Below are 20,170 nucleotides of genomic sequence, written 5' to 3'. Positions count from 1 at the left end.
TCGGGGGTGCGGGTGGGGCCTCCAGCCTGTCTGCGGTGGCTGTGGCATGCCCGTTGATCACAACGATCGGAACCCGAAAGTGGTACTGCCGTGCGGGGATTGGGCGGCGACGGGGTGGTTGGTGGTACGGGGTCCGGGCACGCCGGACCCCGTACATTCCGGGCCCTAGTAGGCGGCGGTGGCCGTCCTGATCTTCAAGGCGCGGGCGAGGTCGTCGAGTTGGTCGGCGAGTTTGCGGCGCAGGGCGGGGATGGGGTCGTCGTCCTCCAGGCAGGATTCGCCGAGGGTGAGGGTGTGGGTGTCGACGGCGTGGGCGGGGAAGGCCCAGCGTCCCGCGGCGTCGGCGACGGCGGGGCCACGGCGGTGGGCGACGGCTACGGCGTCAGGGAAGTAGCGGGCGACATAGGGGTGCAGGAGGTCGCTCTGTTCGGGCTGCCAGAAGCCCTGGGCGGTGGCGGTGAAGAGGTAGTTGGAGAGTTCGTCGGTGGTGAACATGGCGTCCCAGGCGGCGCGTTTGGCGTCGGGGTCGGGCAGGGCCGCGCGGCAGCGGGCGGCGCCTTCCTGGCCGGTGGCGCTGGGGTCCTGGGTGAGTTCGGCCTCGATGACGGCGTCGTCGACGGCGCCGAGTACGCAGAGGCGGCCGAGGATGCGCCAGCGCAGTTCGGGGTCGAGTTCGGGGCCGCCGGGGACGCTGCCGCTGTCGTACCAGTCGCGGATGGTGTCGGCGTGTGCGGCGCTGTCGATGAGGGTGCGCACGGCGGTGAGGCGCAGGCCGGGGTTGCTGCCGTCCTCGGTGCGGCGGATGAGGTCGGCGCACAGGTCGGTGAGGAGGGCGAGTGCGTCGGGGCGTTCCGCGGGGGTGGTGTAGCGGTCGGCCACCTGGGTGCGGGCGAAGGCCAGGACGCCCTGGACGTTGGCGAGTTCGCGTTCGCCGGGGAGGTGGGCGCGGGCGGCTTCGAGGTAGGTGAGGGGTTCGAGTGCACCGTCGCGGACCATGTCGCGCAGGCAGTTCCACAGGACGGCGCGGGTGAGGGGGTCGGGCACGCGGGACAGGCCGCGCAGGGCGGTTTCCTCGGAGTGGGGGTCGAGGCGGATCTTGGCGTAGGTGAGGTCCTGGTCGTTGGGGACGACGAGGGCGGGGCGGGGGCCGGGGAGGCGGTGTTCGCCGTCGACGGGGATGTCGATGTCGGTCAGTTCGCGGCGGACGAGGGTGGCTCCGTCGATGAGGTCGCGGTCGTAGACGCCGACGGTGATGCGGTGGGGGCGGCTGCCGTCGCGGGTGAGGGTGAGTTCTGCCTGCCCCGGGTGCTCGGTGACGGTGGCGGTGAGGGTGTCGACGCCGGTGGTGCGCAGCCAGGTGTCGGCCCAGGCGTGGACGTCGCGGTCCGTGTGGTGGGCGAGGGAGGCGATGAAGTCGGCGAGGGTGGCGTTGGCGAACTTGTGGCGCTGGAAGTGGGTGTTGATGCCGGCGAGGAAGTCCTTCTCGCCCAGCCAGGCGACCAGCTGCCGAAGTGCGGAAGCCCCCTTGGCGTAGGAGATGCCGTCGAAGTTGAGCAGGGCGGACGCGGTGTCGGGGACCGCGTCGGCGTCGGGGGCGACGGGGTGGGTGGAGGGGCGCTGGTCGGCGTCGTATCCCCAGGCCTTGCGGGACACTCCGAAGTCGACCCAGGTGTCCTTGAAGCGGGTGGCTTCGGTGAGGGTCTGGTAGCCCATGTATTCGGCGAAGGACTCGTTGAGCCAGATGTCGTCCCACCATTGGAGGGTGACGAGGTCGCCGAACCACATGTGGGCCATTTCGTGGGCGATGACCATGGCGCGGGTCTGGCGTTCGGTGTCGGTGACGGCGGAGCGGTGGACGAACTCGTCGCGGAAGGTGACGAGTCCGGGGTTCTCCATGGCGCCGGCGTTGAACTCGGGGACGAACGCCTGGTCGTAGGAGTCGAAGGGGTAGGGCTCCTCGAACTTCTCGTGGTAGCGGTCGTAGCAGGCGCGGGTGATGTCGAGGATTTCTTCGGCGTCGGCGTCGAGGTAGGGGGCGAGGGAACGGCGGCAGTGCAGGCCGAAGGGCAGGCCGCGGTGCTCGGTGCGTACGGAGTGCCAGGGGCCGACGGCGACGGCGACGAGGTAGGTGGAGAGCAACGGGGTGGTGGCGGCCTGCCACTTCCCCTCGCCCAGGTGCTCGGTGACGCTGTTGGCGAGGACGGTCCAGCCGTCGGGGGCGGTGACGGTGAGGTCGAACACGGCCTTCAGGTCGGGCTGGTCGAAGGCGGCGAAGACGCGCTGGACGTCTTCCATGAACAGCTGCGTGTAGACGTACGTCTCGCCGTCGGCGGGGTCCGTGAAGCGGTGCATGCCTTCGCCGGTGTGCGAGTAGGCCATGGCGGCTTCGACGCGCAGTTCGTGCGGGCCGGGGGCGAGTCCGGTGAGGGGGAGCCGGTTGTCGTCGAGTGCGGCGGGGTCCAGGGGCTGTCCGTCGAGGGTGACGGATCGCAGGGCTGCGGGCCTGACCTCGACGAAGGTGTCTCCGGCCGTGCGGGTGGTGAAGCCGATCACGGTGGTGGAGTCGAAGGTGTCGGCTCCCCGGGTGAGATCGAGGTCGATCTCGTACCGCTGGACGTCGATGAGCTGGGCTCGGGTCTGCGCTTCGTCGCGCGTCAGTACGGACATGGGGACATGCTGCCGTACGCCTCCGGCGTGGGACAGGCTGGCCGGGGGCGTCCTAGGACGAGACCTCACCCGGCGCCGGCGTCACCGCCTCGGGGCTGCGCCCCGGACCCCGCTCCTCAATCGCCGCAGGGGCTCGAATTCGCCGCGATCTGCTCGTGGTGGCGGATGACCTCGCTGATGATGAAGTTCAGGAGTTTCTCGGCGAAGGCGGGGTCCAGCTTGGCGCTCTCCGCGAGTTGGCGCAGGCGTGCGATCTGGCTGGCCTCGCGGGAGGGGTCGGCCGGGGGCAGGGCGTGTTCGGCCTTGAGGTGGCCGACCTGCTGGGTGCATTTGAAGCGTTCGGCGAGCATGTGGACGACAGCGGCGTCGATGTTGTCGATGCTGTCGCGCAGTCGGGCGAGTTCGGCGCGGACGGCGGGGTCCACGGTGTCGGCGGCGTTGCTGTTGGTCATGGGAGGAAACCCTACGTGGCGCGGGGGCGGTCGATCGTGGGGCCCGGGGAGCGCAGCATCGGCGGGTCGTCGGGGTCGGGGACCGTGTGCGACCAGCCGCCGGGGACGGTGCGGCCCTGCTGTTCGCGGAAGCGGACGGGCGCGGTGCCGACACGGCGGGTGAACAGGCGGGAGAAGTAGGCGGGGTCGTCGTAGCCGACGCGGCGGGCGACGGCGGCGACGGGGAGTTCGGTGGCGGCGAGGAGTTCCTTCGCGCGGCCGAGGCGGATGCCGAGGAGGTAGTCCTTGGGGCTGCAGCCCGCTCCGCGGCGTACGGCGGTGCGCAGTTCGGCGGGGGTCATGCCGTGGCGGGCGGCGTGTTCGGCGACGGACAGGGGCTGGAAGGCGTCGCGGGCGAGGGACTGGAGTACGGGGTCGCCGTCGGGGGCCATGTCGGCACGGGCGCGGCGCAGGGCGACGAGGAGTTCGTGGACTGCGGCGGCGGTCTCGACTTCGAGCAGGGGGTTGCCGCGGCGGGCGGCGCGGGCGATGCGGCCGACGGCGGTGCGGGCGTGGGCGGCGTCGGAGAGGGGGACGACGGGGCGTTCGGGCTCTATGTAGCCGAGTTCGGTGTACGTGGTGGTGGCGGGGCCGGTGAAGTCGACGAAGCACTCGTCCCAGCCGGTTTCGGGGTCGGGCCCGTAGTGGTGGGGGATGCCGGGGGTGACCCAGATGAGGGCGGGTGCGGTGACGGTGGTGCGGCGGCCGTCGGGGGCCTGGTACCAGCCGCGTCCGGCGGTGATGACGACGGCGACGTGGTGGTCGAGGGTGCGGGGGCCGACGGTGGGCAGGGCGCCGTACTGGAGGCCGACGCCGAGGCAGACGAGGCCGAGGCGGTGGTGGGCCGGGCTGGGGGTGAAATACCGCATCCAGGTGTGGTACATCCGCTTATATCCCTTCCTGGGCGGGTGTGGTGCCGGTGGTGCGCGGTTGCGTCCAAACAGGGCCGATCTTTGTCCATGGACCGTGCCGACCGCCAGAGGTGATCGTGGTGGGCAGTACGTGAGCGAGAGGGACATGATGGCCGGGTTCAGGGTGGGCGAGGACGACTTCGAGGTCGACGGGCGGCCGGTGCGGCTCCTGTCGGGGGCGCTGCACTACTTCCGGGTGCACGAGGAGCAGTGGGGGCACCGTCTCGCGATGCTGCGGGCGATGGGCCTGAACTGTGTGGAGACGTACGTCCCGTGGAATCTGCACGAGCCGCGCCCCGGCGAGCTGCGTGACGTGGGGGCTCTGGGCCGGTTCCTGGACGCGGTGCGCGAGGCGGGGCTGTGGGCGATCGTGCGTCCGGGGCCCTATATCTGTGCCGAGTGGGAGAACGGCGGGCTGCCGCACTGGCTGACGGGTCCGCTGGGCTCGCGGGTGCGGACCAGGGACGGGGAGTTCCTGGCGGCGGTGGACCGCTGGTTCGCGGCGCTGCTCCCCCAGGTCGTGGAGCGGCAGTTCGACCGGGGCGGCCCGGTGATCATGGTGCAGGTGGAGAACGAGTACGGCTCGTACGGCTCGGACCAGGTGTATCTGGCGCATCTCGCGGACGGTCTGCGCGGGCTCGGGGTGACGGTGCCGCTCTTCACGTCGGACGGTCCGGACGACCACATGCTGACGGGCGGGTCGGTACCGGGTGTCCTCGCGACGGCGAACTTCGGGTCGAACGCGCGGGGCGGTTTCGAGACGCTGCGCCGCCACCGGCCCAAGGGTCCGCTGATGTGCATGGAGTTCTGGTGCGGCTGGTTCGACCACTGGGGCGCGGATCACGTCGTGCGGGACGCCCAGGACGCGGCGGCAGCCTTGCGGGAGATCCTGGAGTGCGGGGCGTCGGTCAATCTGTACATGGCGCACGGCGGGACGAGTTTCGGCGGCTGGGCGGGGGCGAACCGTGCGGGGCAGTTGCACGAGGGCCTGCTCCAGCCCGATGTGACGTCGTACGACTACGACGCGCCGGTCGACGAGCACGGGCGGCCGACGGAGAAGTTCTGGCGCTTCCGTGAGGTGCTCGCCGAGTACGCGGACGAGCCGCTTCCGGACGTGCCCGAGCAGCCGGCGGCGCTGGCCTCCACGGTGACGGCGGAGCTGACCTCGTACGCGCCGCTGGACGCGGTCCTGGACGGGCTCGGTTCGGCGGAGGGTGAGTACGCGGTGCCGCCGACCTTCGAGGAGCTCGACGTGGACCGGGGGCTGGTCCGCTACAGCGTCGACGTGCCGGGGCCGCGCCGGGTGTATCCGCTGCGGGTGGCGGGACTGCGGGACCGTGCCGTGGTGTGCGTGGACGGAGTGCGGGCCGGGGTGCTCACGGAGGACGAGCCGGTCCTCGCGGAGCCCGTCGCGGGACCCGCGCGCATCGAGCTGTGGGTGGAGTCGCTGGGCCGGGTCAACTACGGGCCGCGCACGGGTGAGTCGAAGGGCATCACGGGCGGGGTGCTGCACGAGCGGCAGTATCTGCACGGCGTGCGGGCGCGGGCGCTGCGTCTGGACGCGTTCGACGACGCGGACGCGGTGCGGGGCCTGGCGCCGGTGGACGGGCCTCCGGGGGCGGCGGGCCTGTACCGCGGCACGTTCGAGGTGAGCGGCGCCGGGGACGCGGAGCTCGAACTGCCGGGCTGGACACGGGGGTTCGTGTGGGTGAACGGCTTCAACCTGGGACGCTATTGGTCGGTCGGCCCGCAGCACTCGCTGTACGTTCCCGGTCCCGTGCTGCGGGAGGGCCGCAACGAGGTGTGGGTACTTGAGACGGAGGCGGCGGGCGAGCCGCGCGTGACGTTGTCGTAGGCGCCGCCGGGCAGACGTACGGGGCCGGTTCCGGATCACGGAACCGGCCCCTCTCTACGCGCGACGGGGTGCGGGCCGCTCTCCGTGGGAGCCGGCGGGCACGGTCCTCGCTGCGCTCATGGTGGGGCGCGTTGATCACGATGGCGCGTGCGGAGCGTGCGGGCCCATGGACAAAGGAGGGGAAGGTCTTGGACTAATCGCGCACGGTGGGCCTGCCGGATCCCGCCGTACAGTGGAGTTCCGGTGTCCGGGCGGTGGTGCCCGGCGGCCCCAGGGGGTGCGGGCGTGGCGAACGGCGGACCGGTGGAGCACGGCTTTCCGCATCTGGAGACGGTGCGGGCGGCGCTGACCGCGCTGTACAAGCGGCTCTCGTACGACACCGTGCACGCCTTCGACACGAGTGTCGCCCCGGTCGACGTGGCGTTCTGCGACCAGGACGACCTGTATCTGGGGGCGCAGCGGGTGGCGCGTGAGCTGGTGCGGCACTACCGGCTGCCGGACGCGCGGATGATCGTCAGTTTCCGCGAGATGACGCATGCGGCGAGTGTCGAGCTGGCGGCGGGGCCGGAGTACTTCATCGAGCTGAACGACCGGTTCCGTACGCATCGGCGTGACATCGGGGCCGCGCTCGCCCATGAGGTCATGCACGTCTATCTGCACCGGCTGGGTCTCGCGTTCCCGGGGACGCGGGACAACGAGATCCTCACGGACACGGCCACCACCTATCTGGGGGCGGGCTGGCTGCTGCTCGACGCGTACCGGGAGGACGCGGCGTCGTCGCAGAAGCTCGGCTATCTCACGCCCGAGGAGTTCGGCTACGTGCTGGCCAAGCGGTCGCTCGCGTTCGGTGAGGCGCCGGAGACGTGGTTCACCAGTGCACAGGCCTACACCGCGTACACGAAGGGGCTGGCGCGGGCGCGGGCCGACGAGCAGCAGCCGCCGCTGACGGCGGCCGGGTGGGCGGGGCGGCGGCGGTACGCGAAGGAACGGCGTGAGGCGCGGGAGACCGGGGCGGGCGGGGTGGCGCCGGGCGGTGCGTACGCGTTCTCGACGGAGGGGTCCGTGCTGCGGGTGACGTTTCCGTGTCCGACGTGTCATCAGCGGATCAGGGTGCCGGTGCGGGGCCGGGTGCGGGCGCGGTGCGCACTGTGCCACACCGTGATGGAGTGCGACACATAGCCTCAAAACGCTTTGCGTTCACCTCGGGTGAGGGGCGATGGTCGACCCATGGACGAAGAGCAGAAGGCAGGCGCGAGTGGCCTGTTCGACGCGGTGTACGGCGGTGACGAGGACGCGGTGGTGCGGGCCCTGCGCGCGGGCGCCGCGGCGGACGAGCCGGACGACGAGGGCCGTACGGCGCTCTATCTGGCGTCGGTGAGCGACGAGCCGGGCATCGTACGGCTGCTGTTGTCGGCCGGGGCGGACCCGGACCGGCTGAGCAGTGGCACGGATCTGCCGCTGTGCGGGGCGGCGTGCGGCGGGCACACGGAGGTCGTGCGGGCGCTGCTCGCGGCGGGCGCGCGGGTCGATCTGCGTGAGGAGTTCGGGTTCACGGCGATGGCGTGGGCGCTGCAGCGCGGGCACGAGCGGGTGGTGCGGGCGCTGCTCGACGGCGGCGCGGATCCGCAGCTGCCGGCTCCCGGCGGGGGTCTTCCACTGGTGGCGGCGGCCCGGCGCGGGTCCACGGGGTGTGTGCGTGCGCTGGTCGAACACGGCGCGCAGGGGCGGACCGAGGCGCTTGCGGAGGCGCTGGCCTGGTGCGGTGTGGATGTGGCGGCGGTGCTGCGTACGGGACTTGAGCGGCCGGAGAGCGAGGCGGTGACGCAGCGGTTCGTGGAGGACGGCGGGGTGACCGTGGTCGTGGAACTGCTCGACGAGGAGGGGCGGCCTCGGTCGGGCAACGACATGCAGACGGGGCACGCGGCGATCGCCACGCTCCTGGAGGCGGACCTGGGTGTCGTCACACCGGCCGCCGAGCTGGCGGAGCGTGCGCTGCGCCGCGGTGACCCGGACGACGACGACTGGACCGAGGCCGCCTCGGTGCTGCAGGCGCGCGGTGACGAGGAGACGTATCGGTGGGCGGCCGCGTGGTGCGCGAGCGATGAGGAGCTGCGGCGGGCCTTCGGGGCGGATGTGCTCGGGCAGTTGGGGCCGCGGGGCCGCTACACGGCCAGGTCGCTACCGGTGCTGTGTGCCCTGGCCCGCGCGGCCCGCGACACGGCCGGTCTGCGCTCGGCCGTCGTCGCGCTCGGCCATCTCGGGGACCCGGCCGCGCTGCCGGAAATCCTGCTCCAGGCCGAGCATCCGGAGCCGCGGGTGCGGCGCGCGGTGGCGCTCGCCCTGACGGGCCTGATGCCCGCCGGTCACGACGAGGCCGTCGCGGCGCTGGTCGCGCTGACCCGCGACGCGGACGGCGATGTGCGCAACTGGGCCGCGGCGGCGCTCGCCGCAGCGCCTGCCGACACGGCCGAGGTGCGCGACGCGCTGGCCGCGCTCCTCGATGACCCGGTCCCGGACGCCGCGGCGGAGGCGGCCCGCGGTCTGGCGCTGCGCCACGACCTGCGGGCCGTCGAGGCGCTCGCGCGGATCCTCGCCTGCCAGGCGCCGGGCGGGTACGCGCACGACACGGCCCGGGACGCGATCCGCCACGTCCCGGACGCGCGGGTCAGAGCCCGTCTGGAGTGGACGGTCCCGCGATGTCGTTGACGGCGGCCCAGCTGAACGCCATGGCGGGCCCGATCGTCGCGCCGGGCCCCGGGTACGTCTCCCCCATGACGGCCGCCGAGCAGTTCCCGGAGGCGTAGAGCCCGGCGACGGGTGTGCCGTCCTCGCGCAGGACGCGGGCGTCGCCGTCGGTGACGAGGCCGCCTTTGGTGCCGATGTCGCCGGGGTGGACGGGGACGGCGTAGAAGGGGCCCTTGTCGAGGGGGGCGAGGTTGGGGTTCGGGAGGGTCGGGTCGCCGTAGTGGCGGTCGTAGACGCTGTCGCCGCGCGCGAAGTCCCCGTCCTTGCCGGTGGCGGCGAAACCGTTGAACCTCCTTATGGCAGACGGCAGTTGGGGCGCTTCGATGATCCGGGCGAGTTCCTCCACGGTGGCGGCCTGCCTCAGAAAGCCGTTCTCGCGCCACCGCCTCGGAAAGGCCTGGCCGGGGAAGAGGCCCGCGAAGATATAGCGGGCCTTGGAGCGGGCGTCGAGGATCAGCCAGGACGGGACAGTCGTCGCGTCGGGGCGGTCGGCGGCGTACATGCGGTCCACGAACTCGTGGTACGGCGCCGCCTCGTTGGCGTACCGCTCCCCCGCCGCGTTCACGATCACCATGCCGGGGATGCCCCGGTCGGCGACGAGGAAGAACGGCCTCTCGCCCGGCGGGCACAGGGAGGGAGCGCCCCACACCCTGTCGAGGAGGTCGGTGGCTGCGCCGAGTTCTTCGCCCAGGCGCAGGGCGTCGCCGACCTGGCCCTCGGAGGAGTGGGTCCACGCCGTGGACGTGGGCTGCGGCAAGTACTTCTCGCGCAGCGCCTGGTCGTGGGAGAAACCACCGGAGGCGAGGACGACGCCGCCGCGGGCCCGTACGACGTGTTCGGTCCCGTCGCGCAGAACGCGGACGCCGGTGACGCGGTCGCCCTCCACGACGAGGCCGGTCAGCGGCGCGGACAGCCACAGGTCACCGCCGAGCCGCTCCAGGGAGAGCCGCATCCTGGCGATGAGCGCCTCACCGAGCGAGAGCAGCTTGCGCCCACGCAGCGCCGCGCCCACGGCCCGCGCCCCCACCCGCAGCGACCTGCGCCTGCCGGCCCAGGTACGGGCGACCATGTTGAGGAAGCGGAAGTCGTACGACGTCATGGTCAGCCCGTACGTGGGCAGCCCGGCCCGGCGCAGGTCCCGGGCGAGCGGGCCGAGTTCCTTGAGGTCGACGACGCACGGCTCGGCCGAGCGGCCCTGCGCCATGCCGCCGAGCGCTTCCGGGAAGTAGTCGGAGTAGCCGGGTGTGTACATGAAGCGGACGGCGGTGCGGTCGTGGAACTCGCGCACCATGCGCGGCCCGTGCCGCAGATAGGCGTCCTTGCGGCCGCCGGGCACGCGGTCGCCGACGGTCGCGTCGAGGTAGGCGCGGGCCTTCTCGTACGTGTCGCCGAGGCCGGCCGCGTCGAGGTGGAAGTTGCCCGGTACCCAGATCGCGCCGCCGGACAGGGCGGTGGATCCGCCGTACCAGTCGGTCTTCTCGACGATCAGGGCGGTCAGGCCGCGCAGGCGGGCGGTGATCGCGGCGGCGAACCCGGCGGCGCCGGACCCGACGACCACCACGTCGTAACCGATCTCGGCGTCACTCATGTGAACTCCCCGGTGGCGTAGGCACTGCGGAAGTAGAGGAGGGGGTTGCCGCCGTCGCGTGCGGTCACGGCGAGGACCCGGGCGGTGACGATCCAGTGGTCGCCGGCCTCGTGGACGGCGTACAGCTCGCAGTCGACGGTGGCGAGGGCGCCCTCGACGCGGACCGCGCCGCCTCCGGTCGGCTCCCACCGCACGTCGCGGAACTTGTCGGGGCCGCTACGGCCGACGGCGGCGCACACGGCGCGCTGGTCGTCGGCGAGGATCGAGACGCCGAACCGGCCCGCGCGCCGCACCCTGGGCCAGCTCGTCGACGACTTGGCGACGCACAGCAGCACGAGCGGCGGTTCGAGGGAGAGCGAGGCGAAGGACTGGCAGGCGAGGCCCACCGGTTCGCCGGTGTCCTCGTCGAGGGCGGCGACGACCGTGACGCCGGACGCGAAGTGGCCCAGGACGTCTCGGAACGCGTCCGGGGTCAGCCGTTCCACCGGTGGCCCCAGAAGCTGTCGGAGGTGATCTCCTTCGTCACCCAGGTCGCTTTGTCGACGATGAGACCGTCCCAGCCGTACTCGACCTGGAAGCCGCCGGGGGCCTGCGCGTAGAACGACACCATGTGGTCGTTGGAGTGCCGGCCGAGGGTGGAGGCGATCGGGATGCCCGCCGCGTTCATGCGGTCGAGGCAGAAGCCCACGTCGTCGAGGCGCTCCAGCTCGACCATGAAGTGCACGATGCCGGGCGGGAGTTCGCCCGGATACAGGCCGAGGCTGTGGTGGCGGGCGCCCGGGCTGAGGAAGTTCATCCAGTAGAAGTCCTGGCCCGGCTTCCCCGTGGGCACCGCGACGGGCGGCAGCTTCATCCGGTCGCGGAGCTGGAAGCCGAGGAGGTTCTCGTAGAAGTCGAGGGTGGCTTCCATGTCGGGGGCGGGCATGACGACGTGGCCGAGGCCGAGGTGGTCGCCGGTGACGAAGCGGTTGCCGTACGGCGCGGCGAGCGGGGTGTGGTCCTGGGCCTGGCCCCAGTAGATCTCCAGGGGGTTGCCGGCCGGGTCCTCGCAGTGGATGAGGCCCTGGACGCGGCGGTCGGCGAGGGTGGCGTCGTCGGCGTGCTTGACGGCGACGCCGGCCGCTTCGAGTTCGGCGGCGGCCTCGGCGAGCGCTCGCGCGTTCGCGACCTCGAAGCCGGCGGACAGAAGGCGGTCGTGTTCGCCCGCCACGAAGGACAGGCGGCGGATGCGGTCGTCGATCCGGGCGTGCAGGACGGTGTCCGTCGAGTCGGCGCCCTCCGTCATCCCGAGGATGTCGATGACGTAGGTGCGCCACTCGGCGAGCTTCGCGGTCTCGATGCGGAGGAAGCCCAGAGAGCGGATGTCCATGGCTGCGGGCCTTTCGGGGGCTGGTGACTGGTGGCTTGACTGGTGACTGGTGACCAGCGGCTGGTGACCAGTGGCTGGTGACTAGTTGCGGAAGAAGTCGACGGCGAGGCGGTTGAACTCGTCGAACCGCTCGGTCTGCGCCCAGTGGCCGCAGTGCGGGAAGACGTGCAGGCGCGCGTCCGGGATGGTCTTGAGGGCGACCAGGGCGCCGTCGAGCGGGTTGACCCGGTCCTCGCGCCCCCAGGTGAGGAGGGTGGGGGCGGTGATGCGGTGGGCCTCGCGCCACAGCATCGTGTCGGCGGGCCACTTGGCGAAGGACGCGGCCATGCGGTCGTTGCCGAGCTTGGCCTCGGGGTCGGTGGCCTGCGCGTAGCGCTCCTCGACGAACGCGTCGGTGACGATCGAGGCGTCGTACGCGAGGGTGGTCAGGAAGTCCCGCATCATGGCGCGGGTCGGCTCGCCCGAGCCGTTGAACGCGAAGAGCTTCTTGATGCCTTCGGTCGGGTCGGGTGCGAACAGGTTGACGGAGATGCCGCCCGGGCCCATCAGGAGGAGCTTGCCGACCTTGTCCGGGTGGTCGAGGGCCATCCGGGTCGCGGTGCCGCCACCGAGTGAGTTCCCGACGAAGTGCGCCTGTGGGATGTCCAGTTCATTCATGAGGGCGGCCACGGCGTCGGCCGCGAAGGAGAAGAAGTCCTTGGTCAGCTCGGGCTTGTCGGAGGCGCCGTAGCAGGGCTGGTCGATCAGGAGGGTACGGAAGTGCTCGGCGAACACGGGCAGGTTGCGGCCGAAGTTGGACCAGCCGGAGGCGCCGGGGCCGCCGCCGTGCAGCAGGATCACGACGGGGGTGTCCGGGGAGTCCGGGCCCGCCTCGTGGTAGTGGAGAGTGACGTCCGCGGCCTTGCCGGTCCGCGAAGTCCCCTCGTAGGTGAGGGAGTTCACCGTATCGGTAGAAGTGCTCACAGCATCGTGTCCTGGATGTCGAGGCCGAGGGCGCTCTGGCCGGAGAGGACGAGGGCGCGCTCGGGGTCGTTGGCGGCGTGGCCGCGGCCGGTGTGGACGTCGCGCCAGGCGCGCTGGACCGGGTGGGGGCCGGTGCGCATGGCGCCGCCGCCCGCGTTCTCCATGAGCAGGTCGACGGCGGCCACGGCGCGTTCGGTGGCGAGGACCTGGTCGCGGCGGGCGCGGGCGCGCAGCGGCATGGGGAGTTCCTCGCCGCGCTCGGCGCAGGCGTACAACTCATTGATGTTGCGCTGGAGCTGCAGGCCCGCGGCGTCGATGTCGGAGGCGGCACGGGCGATGCGGACCTGCGCGAAGGGGTCCTCGGCGACCTGCTGGCCGTAGGAGACGCGGAAGCGCTTGCGGGTGGCCTCTACGTACGCGTCGAGGGCGCCCTCGGCGATGCCGACGATGGGGGTGGAGATGGTGGTGGTGAAGACGGCGGCGTACGGGAGGCGGTAGAGCGGCTCCGGGTTGACCTCGTGGCCCGGCACGTTCAGGGCGGTGACCGGGCCGAAGCTGAGCGCGCGGTGCTCGGGCACGAACACGTCCTCGCACACGACGTTGTTGGAGCCGGTGCCGCGCAGGCCGACGGTGTCCCACACGTCGTCGATGCGGTACTCGGCGCGCGGCACGAGGAACGTCCGCATGTCGACGGGCCGGCCGTCCGCGTCCAGGACGAGGCCGCCGAGCAGCGCCCAGTCCGCGTGGTCGCAGCCGGAGGAGAAGCTCCAGGAGCCGCTGATGCGGAAGCCGCCCCCGACGGGGGTGACCTTGCCGGTCGGCGCGTACGAGGAGCAGATCCGGGTCGACGGGTCGGCGCCCCACACCTCTTCCTGGGCGCGAGGGTCGTAGAGCGCGACGTGCCAGGGGTGCACGCCGACGACGGACGCGACCCAGCCGGTGGAGCCGCAGGCCCGGGCGATCTCGCGGACGGCGGCGTAGAAGACGGCCGGGTCGGCGGCGAATCCGCCGTAGGCCCGGGGCTGGAGGAGCCGGAAGAAGCCGGTCTGCTCAAGGTCCTTGATCGACGTGTCGGGCACCTTGCGCAGCGCCTCCGCCTCGGCGGCGCGTTCGCGCAGCGCCGGCGCGAGGGCGCGGACCGCTTCGAGTACGGCGGCTGCTGTGGCCGGGGATTCGCTCATGCGGGGGCCCTCTCCTGGGTGCGGGTTCGAGTGGCTGGACCGTACGCCCGCCTCCCGCGGGCCGAGAACGGGTGGTTCCCGCTGAGCGGGAACCACGGCGGTTCCCCTGCTGTCGCTCGTGGGCTGCATGGATGGCGCGCTCCGTTCACCGACCTGTCATGCCGGGCGACCGTAATGAGAGGGTCGACCTTTCCCGTCGGCTTTCACGTCGGCCTGTCCCTTCGGCTTCTGGAGCACTGTGAACACCCCTCGCGCCCACACCGGCGCGCCCACCCGCGCGCTGCCCGTCGAACCCTCCGCCCTCCAGGCGGTGCTCTTCGACATGGACGGCACGCTCGTCGACACCGAGGACATGTGGCTCGAGGTCGTCGAGGCCGTGTCCGTGCGCCACGGCCGCCCCCTGGACGAGGAAGGCCGCGCCGCGGTGCTCGGACGCTCGGTCGAGGACGCGGCGGACCTTCTGCACGAGTCCCTGGGAGCGCCCCGCGAGGACCTCGCGGACGAGCTGGGCAGGGACTTCACCGCCCGGATCGCCGAGGGCGCGCCGCCGCGGCCGGGCGCCCTCGGGCTGCTCGCCGCACTGCGCGCGGCGGGGGTCCCGACCGCCCTGGTGTCGGCGTCGCCGCGCGCGGTGGTGCGCCGGATCGCCGAGTCCCTCGACGGGCATGTCTTCGACGCGGTGTACGGGGCCGAGGACACGCCGCGCACGAAGCCGGCGCCGGACCCGTATCTCGCGGCGGCGGCGACCCTGGGCGCGGAGCCCGCGCGGTGCGTCGCGGTGGAGGACACCCCGACGGGGGTGGCGTCGGCGGAGGCGGCGGGGTGCGCTGTCCTCGCGGTCCCGTCGGTGCGGCCGATCGCCCCGGCCCCCGGCCGCACGGTCGTCGCCGATCTCACGGCGGCGGATGTGGAGCTGCTGCGGTCGCTCGTCGCAGGTGCGGCGTAACGGCGACGGGCGCGCAGAAGCGGGCGGCGCGACGGCGATAGGCGTACCTCTGCGCACGCCCAGAAGTACGCCCAGAAGTACGCCTGGAGGTATGCCGAACCGAAATACATAGCTCCCGGCTCTTCCCCTGGGTCGCGGGCGCATGGCAAGGTCGGCGCGAGGTCGTCAACGCGCCCGCAATGTCGCGGATGCGCCCTGTTGTCCTGGGGGTTCAGCCATGCCCGAGCAGACCGGGTTCGTCGAGGGCTCCGCGCCCTCGCTCCTGGAGAAGGCCGCGAAGGTGCTCGGCGCCTTCGACGGCGCGCAGCCGCGCCTCTCCCTCACCGAGGTGATCCGGCGCTCCGGAATCCCCCGGTCCTCCGCCCACCGCATTCTCGACCAGCTGGTACGGCTCGGCTGGCTCGACCGCGAGGGCCGGGACTACCGGATGGGCATGGGAATGCTCGAACTGGGCGCGCTGGCCGCCCACCACAACCGGCTGCGCCGGACGGCGCTCCCCCGGCTGCACGCGCTGCACGAGTCGGCCGGGCACCTGGTGCACCTGTACGTCCTCGACGGCGCCGAAGTGGTCTGCCTGGAGCGGATCGGCGGCCTGCACGACACGTCGGTGCCCTCCAGGGTCGGCGGCCGCATGCCCGCGTACTGCACGGCCGCCGGCAAGGCGGTCCTCGCGTTCAGTGACCCGGCCGCCGTCGAGGGTGTCCTCGCGCACGGGCTGCGCCCTCGCACGCCGCGCACCCTCACGCATCCGACCGCGCTGCGCTCCGCGCTCGCCGCGGCCCGCGACCGGGGCGTCGCCTTCGACCACGAGGAGAGCCACCGCGACGTCGTCTGCGTCGCGGCCCCGCTGCGCGGCGCGGGCCGGGCCGTCGCCGCGATCTCCCTGTCCGGCAAGGGCCTGACGGCCCAGCGCGACCTGGAACGCCTCGCGCCCGCCGTGCTCGCCTGCGCCCGCGCGGTCTGGCGCGACCTGTACGGGCCCGGTCGCGCGACCCGCGCGGCGCCGCCCCCGAGCTGCGCGCCGGGCGTCTCCGAGCAGGCGATGGACAACATGATGGGGTGGCTGCGGACGAGCGAGTGGATGTAGGCCCGGCTCTGCGGTCCCGGCCCGCCGTACTCGCGCGGGCCTGAACGCCTCAGGAGTACGTGACCCCCACCGCGTCCGACACCGGCAGCGCCTGGCACGCGAGGACGTACCCCTCGTCGAGGTCCCGCTGGTCGAGGATCTCGTTGCGCGCCATCGTGACCTCCCCCTTGGTGACCCGGCAGCAGCACGCGCTGCACGCGCCCTCGCGGCACGAGAAGGGGGCGTCGACACCGGCGGCGAGCAGGGCGTCGAGCAGGGGCGTCCCGGCGGGCCACGCCACTTCCCGCTCCTCGCCGTCGAGTTCCACGTGCAACCGGTGGCCGTCACCGGCCAGTTCGACCGGGTCCGCTCGCTCGGCGAACACGTCGTCGCCGAGTGAGAAGTACCGCTCCCTGCGCACGGACCGCCCACCCACCGCCCGTAGCGCCTGCTCGGCCGCGTCCATCAGGGGCGCGGGCCCGCACAGATAGGCGTCTCGGTCCGCGTACGGGGCGAGGGGTGCACGCAGGGCGGCGGCCGGGGCAGTCCCTGGAGGGTTTCCAGCCAGTGCACGACGGTGAGCCGGCCCGCGAACTCGACTCCCAGGAGCCGGAGTTCCTCGCGGAAGATGACCGACTCCTCGTCGCGGTTGGCGTACAGGAGGGCGACCCGGCCGCGGCCCGCGGCGAGGGCGGACTTGGCGATGGAGACGACGGGCGTGATGCCGCTGCCGCCCGCCACGAGCAGCAGGTCCCCGTCGAGGTCGGGCGGCGTGAACGTGCCGGCGGGCGGCAGGACTTCCAGCTCGTCGCCGGGTGCGACGCGTTCGCACATCCAGCCCGACCCGACTCCCCCCGCGACCCTCTTCACCGTCACCTTCATGGGCTCGCCGGTGTGCGGGGAGCTGGCCAGCGAGTAACAGCGGGCCCCGCCACCCGGCAGTCGTACGGTCACGAACTGGCCGGGCTTGTACGGGAGTTGCGCGTCCAGGACGAGGGAGACCGCGTCGGCCGTCTCCCGTATCACCTCGGCGACCCGGACCCTCAGGCTAGGCATCCGCGACCTCCAGGAGTCCGCTCACGACCGCCACGTCGATGCTCGCCCGCAGGGGCGCGCAGCCCCGTACCCGCGCGCTCAGCTCGCCGGCCGCGACGCGCTCCGCGATGATCGGGCAGACCTCGGCCGCCGCCTCGGTCCACTGGATCTGCGTGTGGGCGGCGCTGAACTTCTCGCACAGGACCTCGTTTCCGCAGGCCGCACACCGGACGGGCCGCATCAGTCGGCCTCCCGCCGGGCGAGGTTCTCCTCGACCTCCGCGCGCCAGGCGGCGGTCGCGCGCTCGGTGTCGATCTCGAACTCGAAGCGCCGCACCATCTCGTCCTTGACGTCGCCGGCATCCACGTAGAACTGCTCGTACCAGCGCCGCAGTTGATAGACGGGGCCGTCCTCCTCGGTGAGGAGGGGATTGTCGATACGGGTCTTGCTCCGCCAGATCTCGACGTCCTGCTCGAAGCCGACCGCCAGGCCCTCAGAGGTGAGCCGGGCGGCTTCGGCGGCCTGCTCGTCGGTCATGCCGGGCAGCTTCCTGACGATCGCGCCGTACATGAGCATGAAGCTGTTCTCGTCGATCGGGTAATGGCAGTTGATGAGGACGGACTCCATCTCGACACCGCCCCCGACATCGCTCCACAGCTTGTCGATCATGTACGAGGGGCCGAAGTACGAGGCGTCGGAGCGCAGGCCGCCGCCGGTGGACAGCGTGCCGAGCTCGACGTCGCCGCGCGGCGTGGACTCCATGTACTGGGTGGCGACATGGCCGTCGAAGATGTTCTTGAAGTAGTTCGGGAACGCGTAGTGGACATAGAAGAAGTGCGCCATGTCGACGACGTTGTCCACGATCTCGCGGCAGTTGGAGTTCTCGACTCGCAGGGCGCTCCAGGACCAGTTCGACCACTCGGGGCTGCCGAAGCCCTCGATCTCCGGGATGGTGACGCCGGGCGGGGGCTCGTTACCCTCGGGGTCGTGCCACACGTAGAGCTGGCCGTTGCGTTCGAGGGTGGTCCAGGCGCGGGTCCTGGCGCGTGGCGGGACGCGTCGCGCGTACGGGATGCCGGCGCAGCGCCCGTCGCCCGCCCAGCGCCAGTCGTGGAACGGGCAGGCGACGGCGTCACCCTTGACGGTGCCGTGGGCGAGGTTGCCGCCCATGTGGGGGCAGTACGCGTTGAGAACGTGCAGGCGGTCGGGACCTCCCGCCGCGGGCTCCCCCCGGAAGACGACGAGCTTCGTGCCGAACGCCTCGATCTCGTGCGGGCCGCCCTCGCGGAAGGCGGTGGCCAGGCCCAGGCAGTGCCAGCCGCGGGCGTAGCGGGCCGGCGGTGCGGCGGCCTCGATGACGCGGACCTCTTGCTGCTGTGCGGTCATGTCGCGTGTCCTGCCCTTCAGTCGCGTGCCGCGAGTTCGACGGCGATGTCGATGAGCTGGTCCTCCTGGCCGCCGACGAGGCGGCGCTCCCCGGCGCGCAGCAGGATCTCGGCGCCGGAGACGCCGTAGCGCTCCGCCTGCCGGTAGGCGTGCTTGAGGAAGCTGGAGTAGACGCCGGCATGCCCCATCAGGAGGGACATCCGGTCGAGCAGGCACTCGTCGTCCATGACGGGCCGCACGACGTCCTCGGCCGCGTCGATGATCTTCAGTACGTCGATGCCGGTGCGGAGGCCCATCTTGTGGCAGACGGCGGCGAACGCCTCGACGGGCGTGTTGCCCGCGCCCGCGCCGAGCCGCCGCGTCGAGCCGTCGATCTGCAGCGCTCCGGCGCGCACGGCGGCCACGGAATTGCCCACGCCCAGGCCGAGGTTCTCGTGCCCGTGGAAACCGACCTGCGCGTCGTCGCCCAGCTCGGCGACGAGTGCGGACACCCGGTCGGTGACGTCGTCCATGACCAGGGCGCCGGCCGAGTCGACGACGTACACGCACTGGCAGCCGGCGTCGGCCATGATCCTGGCCTGGGCGGCGAGGCGCTCCGGCGTCGTGGAGTGCGCCATCATCAGGAATCCGACGGTCTCCAGGCCCATCTCCCGCGCGAGGCCGAAGTGCTGGACGGAGATGTCGGCCTCCGTGCAGTGCGTCGCGATGCGGCACACGCTCGCGCCGTTCGCGTGCGCGGCCCTGATGTCGTCCTTCACGCCGAGGCCGGGCAGCATCAGGAACGCGATGCGCGCCTGCCGCGCCGTGTCGACGGCGGCCTTGATGAGCTCCTGCTCGGGCGTCTTCGAGAACCCGTAGTTGAAGGACGAGCCGCCCAGGCCGTCGCCGTGCGTGACCTCGATGACGGGGACGCCCGCGCCGTCGAGGGCGCCGACGATGCTGCGCACGTCGTGGGCGGTGAACTGGTGCCGCTTCGCGTGCGAACCGTCGCGCAGCGAGGAGTCGGTGACGCGGATGTCGAGCGTCTCTGAGTACGGCTTCACTTGCTGATCCCCTTTGCGAGCTCCTCGCCGACCTTCGTCGCGGCGGCGGTCATGATGTCGAGGTTTCCTGCGTACGGCGGCAGGAAGTCGCCCGCGCCCTCCACCTCAAGGAAGATCGCGACGCGCGCCATGCCGCCGTTCATGGGTGAGGGGTTGTCGAACTGCGGTTCCGTGCGCAGCCGGTAGCCGGGTACGTACGTCGCCACGCTCTCGGCGATCTCCTTCACGGAGAGGGTGATCGCGTCCCGGTCGGCGTCCTCGGGGATGGCGCAGAAGACGGTGTCGCGCATGATGACGGGCCCCGCGGCGCCAGCCGCTGATGTCTCCGTGGCCGGGTTGAGGATGATGATCGCCTTGCCGCGCGCGGCGCCGCCGATCTCCTCGATGCCGCGGGACGTCGTACGGGTGAACTCGTCGATGTTCGCGCGGGTGCCGGGCCCCGCGGACACCGAGGCGACGGACGCCACGATCTCCGCGTACGCGACGGGGACGACGCGCGAGACCGCGTACACCATGGGGATGGTGGCCTGGCCGCCGCAGGTGATCATGTTGATGTTGGGCGCGTCGAGATGCTCGGTGAGGTTCGCGGGCGGGACCACGGCGGGGCCGACGGCGGCCGGGGTCAGGTCGATGGCCCTGATGCCGAGTTCGGCGTAACGGGGGGCGTTGGCGCGGTGGACGTAGGCGCTCGTCGCCTCGAAGACGAGGTCGGGCCGCTCGTCCTGGGCGAGCAGATGCCCGACGCCCTCGTGGCTCGCCTCGACCCCCAGCTTCCGCGCCCGCGTGAGGCCCGCGCTGTCGGGATCGACGCCGATCATCCAGCGCGGCTCGATGTACGGGGAGCGGTGGAGCTTGTGGAGGAGGTCGGTGCCGATGTTCCCGGAGCCGACGATCGCGGCGGTGGCCTTCTTCGCAGTCATACGT

The 20,170-nt window shown here is 72.2% G+C and carries 19 protein-coding genes; 5 read left to right on the top strand and 14 right to left on the bottom strand.

What is annotated here, in order from left to right:
* Positions 1-165: 165 nt before the first annotated feature.
* The 3 genes from pepN to CG723_RS06765 all read right to left on the bottom strand — a co-directional run bounded on the left by pepN (position 166) and on the right by CG723_RS06765 (position 4,042).
* Positions 166-2,667 carry an aminopeptidase N gene (gene pepN, locus CG723_RS06775; RefSeq protein WP_100592309.1) on the bottom strand — a complete coding sequence of 834 codons (2,502 nt, stop codon included), beginning with the start codon at positions 2,665-2,667 and terminating at the stop codon, positions 166-168.
* 116 nt (positions 2,668-2,783) lie between these two features.
* Positions 2,784-3,119, bottom strand: a complete 336-nt coding sequence (locus CG723_RS06770; protein ID WP_100592308.1) for a chorismate mutase — start codon at positions 3,117-3,119, stop codon at positions 2,784-2,786.
* Between the two features lie 11 nt (positions 3,120-3,130).
* The gene (locus CG723_RS06765; RefSeq protein ID WP_100592307.1) at positions 3,131-4,042 is read right to left on the bottom strand and encodes a helix-turn-helix domain-containing protein; all 912 of its coding nucleotides are present in this window, start codon (positions 4,040-4,042) and stop codon (positions 3,131-3,133) included.
* Between the two features lie 136 nt (positions 4,043-4,178).
* Between CG723_RS06765 and CG723_RS06760 the strand changes: the two genes are divergently transcribed.
* The 3 genes from CG723_RS06760 to CG723_RS06750 all read left to right on the top strand — a co-directional run bounded on the left by CG723_RS06760 (position 4,179) and on the right by CG723_RS06750 (position 8,630).
* On the top strand, positions 4,179-5,924 hold the full coding sequence (locus tag CG723_RS06760; protein WP_100592603.1) for a glycoside hydrolase family 35 protein: 1,746 nt from the start codon (positions 4,179-4,181) through the stop codon (positions 5,922-5,924).
* A 285-nt stretch (positions 5,925-6,209) separates the two neighbouring features.
* Complete coding sequence (locus tag CG723_RS06755; protein ID WP_100592306.1) at positions 6,210-7,103, top strand: hypothetical protein; 894 nt, start codon at positions 6,210-6,212, stop codon at positions 7,101-7,103.
* A 48-nt stretch (positions 7,104-7,151) separates the two neighbouring features.
* A complete protein-coding gene (locus tag CG723_RS06750) occupies positions 7,152-8,630 on the top strand; it encodes an ankyrin repeat domain-containing protein (protein WP_100592305.1) in 1,479 nt (492 codons plus the stop codon).
* Here CG723_RS06750 and CG723_RS06745 read toward each other — a convergent pair.
* The 5 genes from CG723_RS06745 to hsaA all read right to left on the bottom strand — a co-directional run bounded on the left by CG723_RS06745 (position 8,590) and on the right by hsaA (position 13,770).
* A complete protein-coding gene (locus CG723_RS06745; RefSeq protein ID WP_100592304.1) occupies positions 8,590-10,257 on the bottom strand; it encodes an FAD-dependent oxidoreductase in 1,668 nt (555 codons plus the stop codon). The genes CG723_RS06750 and CG723_RS06745 overlap by 41 nt on opposite strands.
* Positions 10,254-10,742 (bottom strand): flavin reductase family protein, encoded by a 489-nt coding sequence (locus CG723_RS06740; protein ID WP_100592303.1) that lies wholly within the window; start codon positions 10,740-10,742, stop codon positions 10,254-10,256. Before CG723_RS06740 ends, CG723_RS06745 begins: the two co-directional genes overlap by 4 nt.
* Positions 10,730-11,626 (bottom strand): VOC family protein, encoded by an 897-nt coding sequence (locus tag CG723_RS06735; protein WP_100592302.1) that lies wholly within the window; start codon positions 11,624-11,626, stop codon positions 10,730-10,732. Before CG723_RS06735 ends, CG723_RS06740 begins: the two co-directional genes overlap by 13 nt.
* A gap of 81 nt (positions 11,627-11,707) precedes the next feature.
* Entirely contained in the window at positions 11,708-12,589 is an 882-nt protein-coding gene (gene hsaD / locus CG723_RS06730) for a 4,5:9,10-diseco-3-hydroxy-5,9,17-trioxoandrosta-1(10),2-diene-4-oate hydrolase (protein ID WP_234374172.1), read from the bottom strand.
* Positions 12,586-13,770: a 3-hydroxy-9,10-secoandrosta-1,3,5(10)-triene-9,17-dione monooxygenase oxygenase subunit gene (gene hsaA / locus CG723_RS06725; protein ID WP_100592300.1), complete on the bottom strand. Its 1,185-nt coding sequence runs from the start codon at positions 13,768-13,770 to the stop codon at positions 12,586-12,588. Before hsaA ends, hsaD begins: the two co-directional genes overlap by 4 nt.
* A 238-nt stretch (positions 13,771-14,008) precedes the next feature.
* Between hsaA and CG723_RS06720 the strand changes: the two genes are divergently transcribed.
* Positions 14,009-14,716, top strand: coding sequence for an HAD family hydrolase (locus CG723_RS06720; protein ID WP_234374171.1), 708 nt, complete (start codon positions 14,009-14,011; stop codon positions 14,714-14,716).
* A gap of 217 nt (positions 14,717-14,933) precedes the next feature.
* Positions 14,934-15,803 carry an IclR family transcriptional regulator gene (locus CG723_RS06715; protein ID WP_100592299.1) on the top strand — a complete coding sequence of 290 codons (870 nt, stop codon included), beginning with the start codon at positions 14,934-14,936 and terminating at the stop codon, positions 15,801-15,803.
* Between the two features lie 49 nt (positions 15,804-15,852).
* Here the strand turns inward: CG723_RS06715 and CG723_RS47340 are convergent, their stop codons facing one another.
* Genes CG723_RS47340 through CG723_RS06690 form a run of 6 tightly spaced genes read right to left on the bottom strand, consistent with a single transcriptional unit; the run spans position 15,853 to position 20,166 of the window.
* Positions 15,853-16,203: a 2Fe-2S iron-sulfur cluster-binding protein gene (locus CG723_RS47340; RefSeq protein WP_234374170.1), complete on the bottom strand. Its 351-nt coding sequence runs from the start codon at positions 16,201-16,203 to the stop codon at positions 15,853-15,855.
* Positions 16,204-16,247: 44 nt separating this feature from the next.
* Positions 16,248-16,838: an FAD-binding oxidoreductase gene (locus CG723_RS47335; protein WP_234374169.1), complete on the bottom strand. Its 591-nt coding sequence runs from the start codon at positions 16,836-16,838 to the stop codon at positions 16,248-16,250.
* The gene (locus CG723_RS06705) at positions 16,831-17,058 is read right to left on the bottom strand and encodes a hypothetical protein (RefSeq protein WP_100592298.1); all 228 of its coding nucleotides are present in this window, start codon (positions 17,056-17,058) and stop codon (positions 16,831-16,833) included. Before CG723_RS06705 ends, CG723_RS47335 begins: the two co-directional genes overlap by 8 nt.
* The gene (locus CG723_RS06700) at positions 17,058-18,203 is read right to left on the bottom strand and encodes a Rieske 2Fe-2S domain-containing protein (RefSeq protein WP_100592297.1); all 1,146 of its coding nucleotides are present in this window, start codon (positions 18,201-18,203) and stop codon (positions 17,058-17,060) included. The genes CG723_RS06705 and CG723_RS06700 overlap by 1 nt, the downstream gene beginning before the upstream one ends.
* 17 nt (positions 18,204-18,220) lie before the next feature.
* On the bottom strand, positions 18,221-19,246 hold the full coding sequence (gene dmpG, locus CG723_RS06695; protein WP_100592296.1) for a 4-hydroxy-2-oxovalerate aldolase: 1,026 nt from the start codon (positions 19,244-19,246) through the stop codon (positions 18,221-18,223).
* Positions 19,243-20,166, bottom strand: coding sequence for an acetaldehyde dehydrogenase (acetylating) (locus tag CG723_RS06690; protein WP_100592295.1), 924 nt, complete (start codon positions 20,164-20,166; stop codon positions 19,243-19,245). The genes dmpG and CG723_RS06690 overlap by 4 nt, the downstream gene beginning before the upstream one ends.
* Positions 20,167-20,170: the final 4 nt, after the last annotated feature.

Origin of the sequence: Streptomyces sp. CB01635 (assembly GCF_002803065.1) — a bacterium.
In the GTDB taxonomy this organism is placed as follows: Bacteria; Actinomycetota; Actinomycetes; order Streptomycetales; family Streptomycetaceae; genus Streptomyces.
The sequence above is the reverse complement of the archived record's forward strand: the minus strand, read 5'-3'. Positions and strand labels throughout refer to the sequence as shown.

What these genes read in the sequence shown, in the direction of transcription:
- pepN (WP_100592309.1), bottom strand. Translation starts at nt 2,667, where the DNA reads ATGTCCGTACTGACGCGCGACGAAGCGCAGACCCGAGCCCAGCTCATC.
- CG723_RS06715 (WP_100592299.1), top strand. Translation starts at nt 14,934, where the DNA reads ATGCCCGAGCAGACCGGGTTCGTCGAGGGCTCCGCGCCCTCGCTCCTG.
- CG723_RS06770 (WP_100592308.1), bottom strand. Translation starts at nt 3,119, where the DNA reads ATGACCAACAGCAACGCCGCCGACACCGTGGACCCCGCCGTCCGCGCC.
- hsaA (WP_100592300.1), bottom strand. Translation starts at nt 13,770, where the DNA reads ATGAGCGAATCCCCGGCCACAGCAGCCGCCGTACTCGAAGCGGTCCGC.
- CG723_RS06735 (WP_100592302.1), bottom strand. Translation starts at nt 11,626, where the DNA reads ATGGACATCCGCTCTCTGGGCTTCCTCCGCATCGAGACCGCGAAGCTC.
- CG723_RS06705 (WP_100592298.1), bottom strand. Translation starts at nt 17,058, where the DNA reads ATGCGGCCCGTCCGGTGTGCGGCCTGCGGAAACGAGGTCCTGTGCGAG.
- CG723_RS06760 (WP_100592603.1), top strand. Translation starts at nt 4,179, where the DNA reads ATGGCCGGGTTCAGGGTGGGCGAGGACGACTTCGAGGTCGACGGGCGG.
- CG723_RS06745 (WP_100592304.1), bottom strand. Translation starts at nt 10,257, where the DNA reads ATGAGTGACGCCGAGATCGGTTACGACGTGGTGGTCGTCGGGTCCGGC.
- CG723_RS06750 (WP_100592305.1), top strand. Translation starts at nt 7,152, where the DNA reads ATGGACGAAGAGCAGAAGGCAGGCGCGAGTGGCCTGTTCGACGCGGTG.
- CG723_RS06765 (WP_100592307.1), bottom strand. Translation starts at nt 4,042, where the DNA reads ATGTACCACACCTGGATGCGGTATTTCACCCCCAGCCCGGCCCACCAC.
- CG723_RS06700 (WP_100592297.1), bottom strand. Translation starts at nt 18,203, where the DNA reads ATGACCGCACAGCAGCAAGAGGTCCGCGTCATCGAGGCCGCCGCACCG.
- CG723_RS06690 (WP_100592295.1), bottom strand. Translation starts at nt 20,166, where the DNA reads ATGACTGCGAAGAAGGCCACCGCCGCGATCGTCGGCTCCGGGAACATC.
- CG723_RS47335 (WP_234374169.1), bottom strand. Translation starts at nt 16,838, where the DNA reads ATGCCTAGCCTGAGGGTCCGGGTCGCCGAGGTGATACGGGAGACGGCC.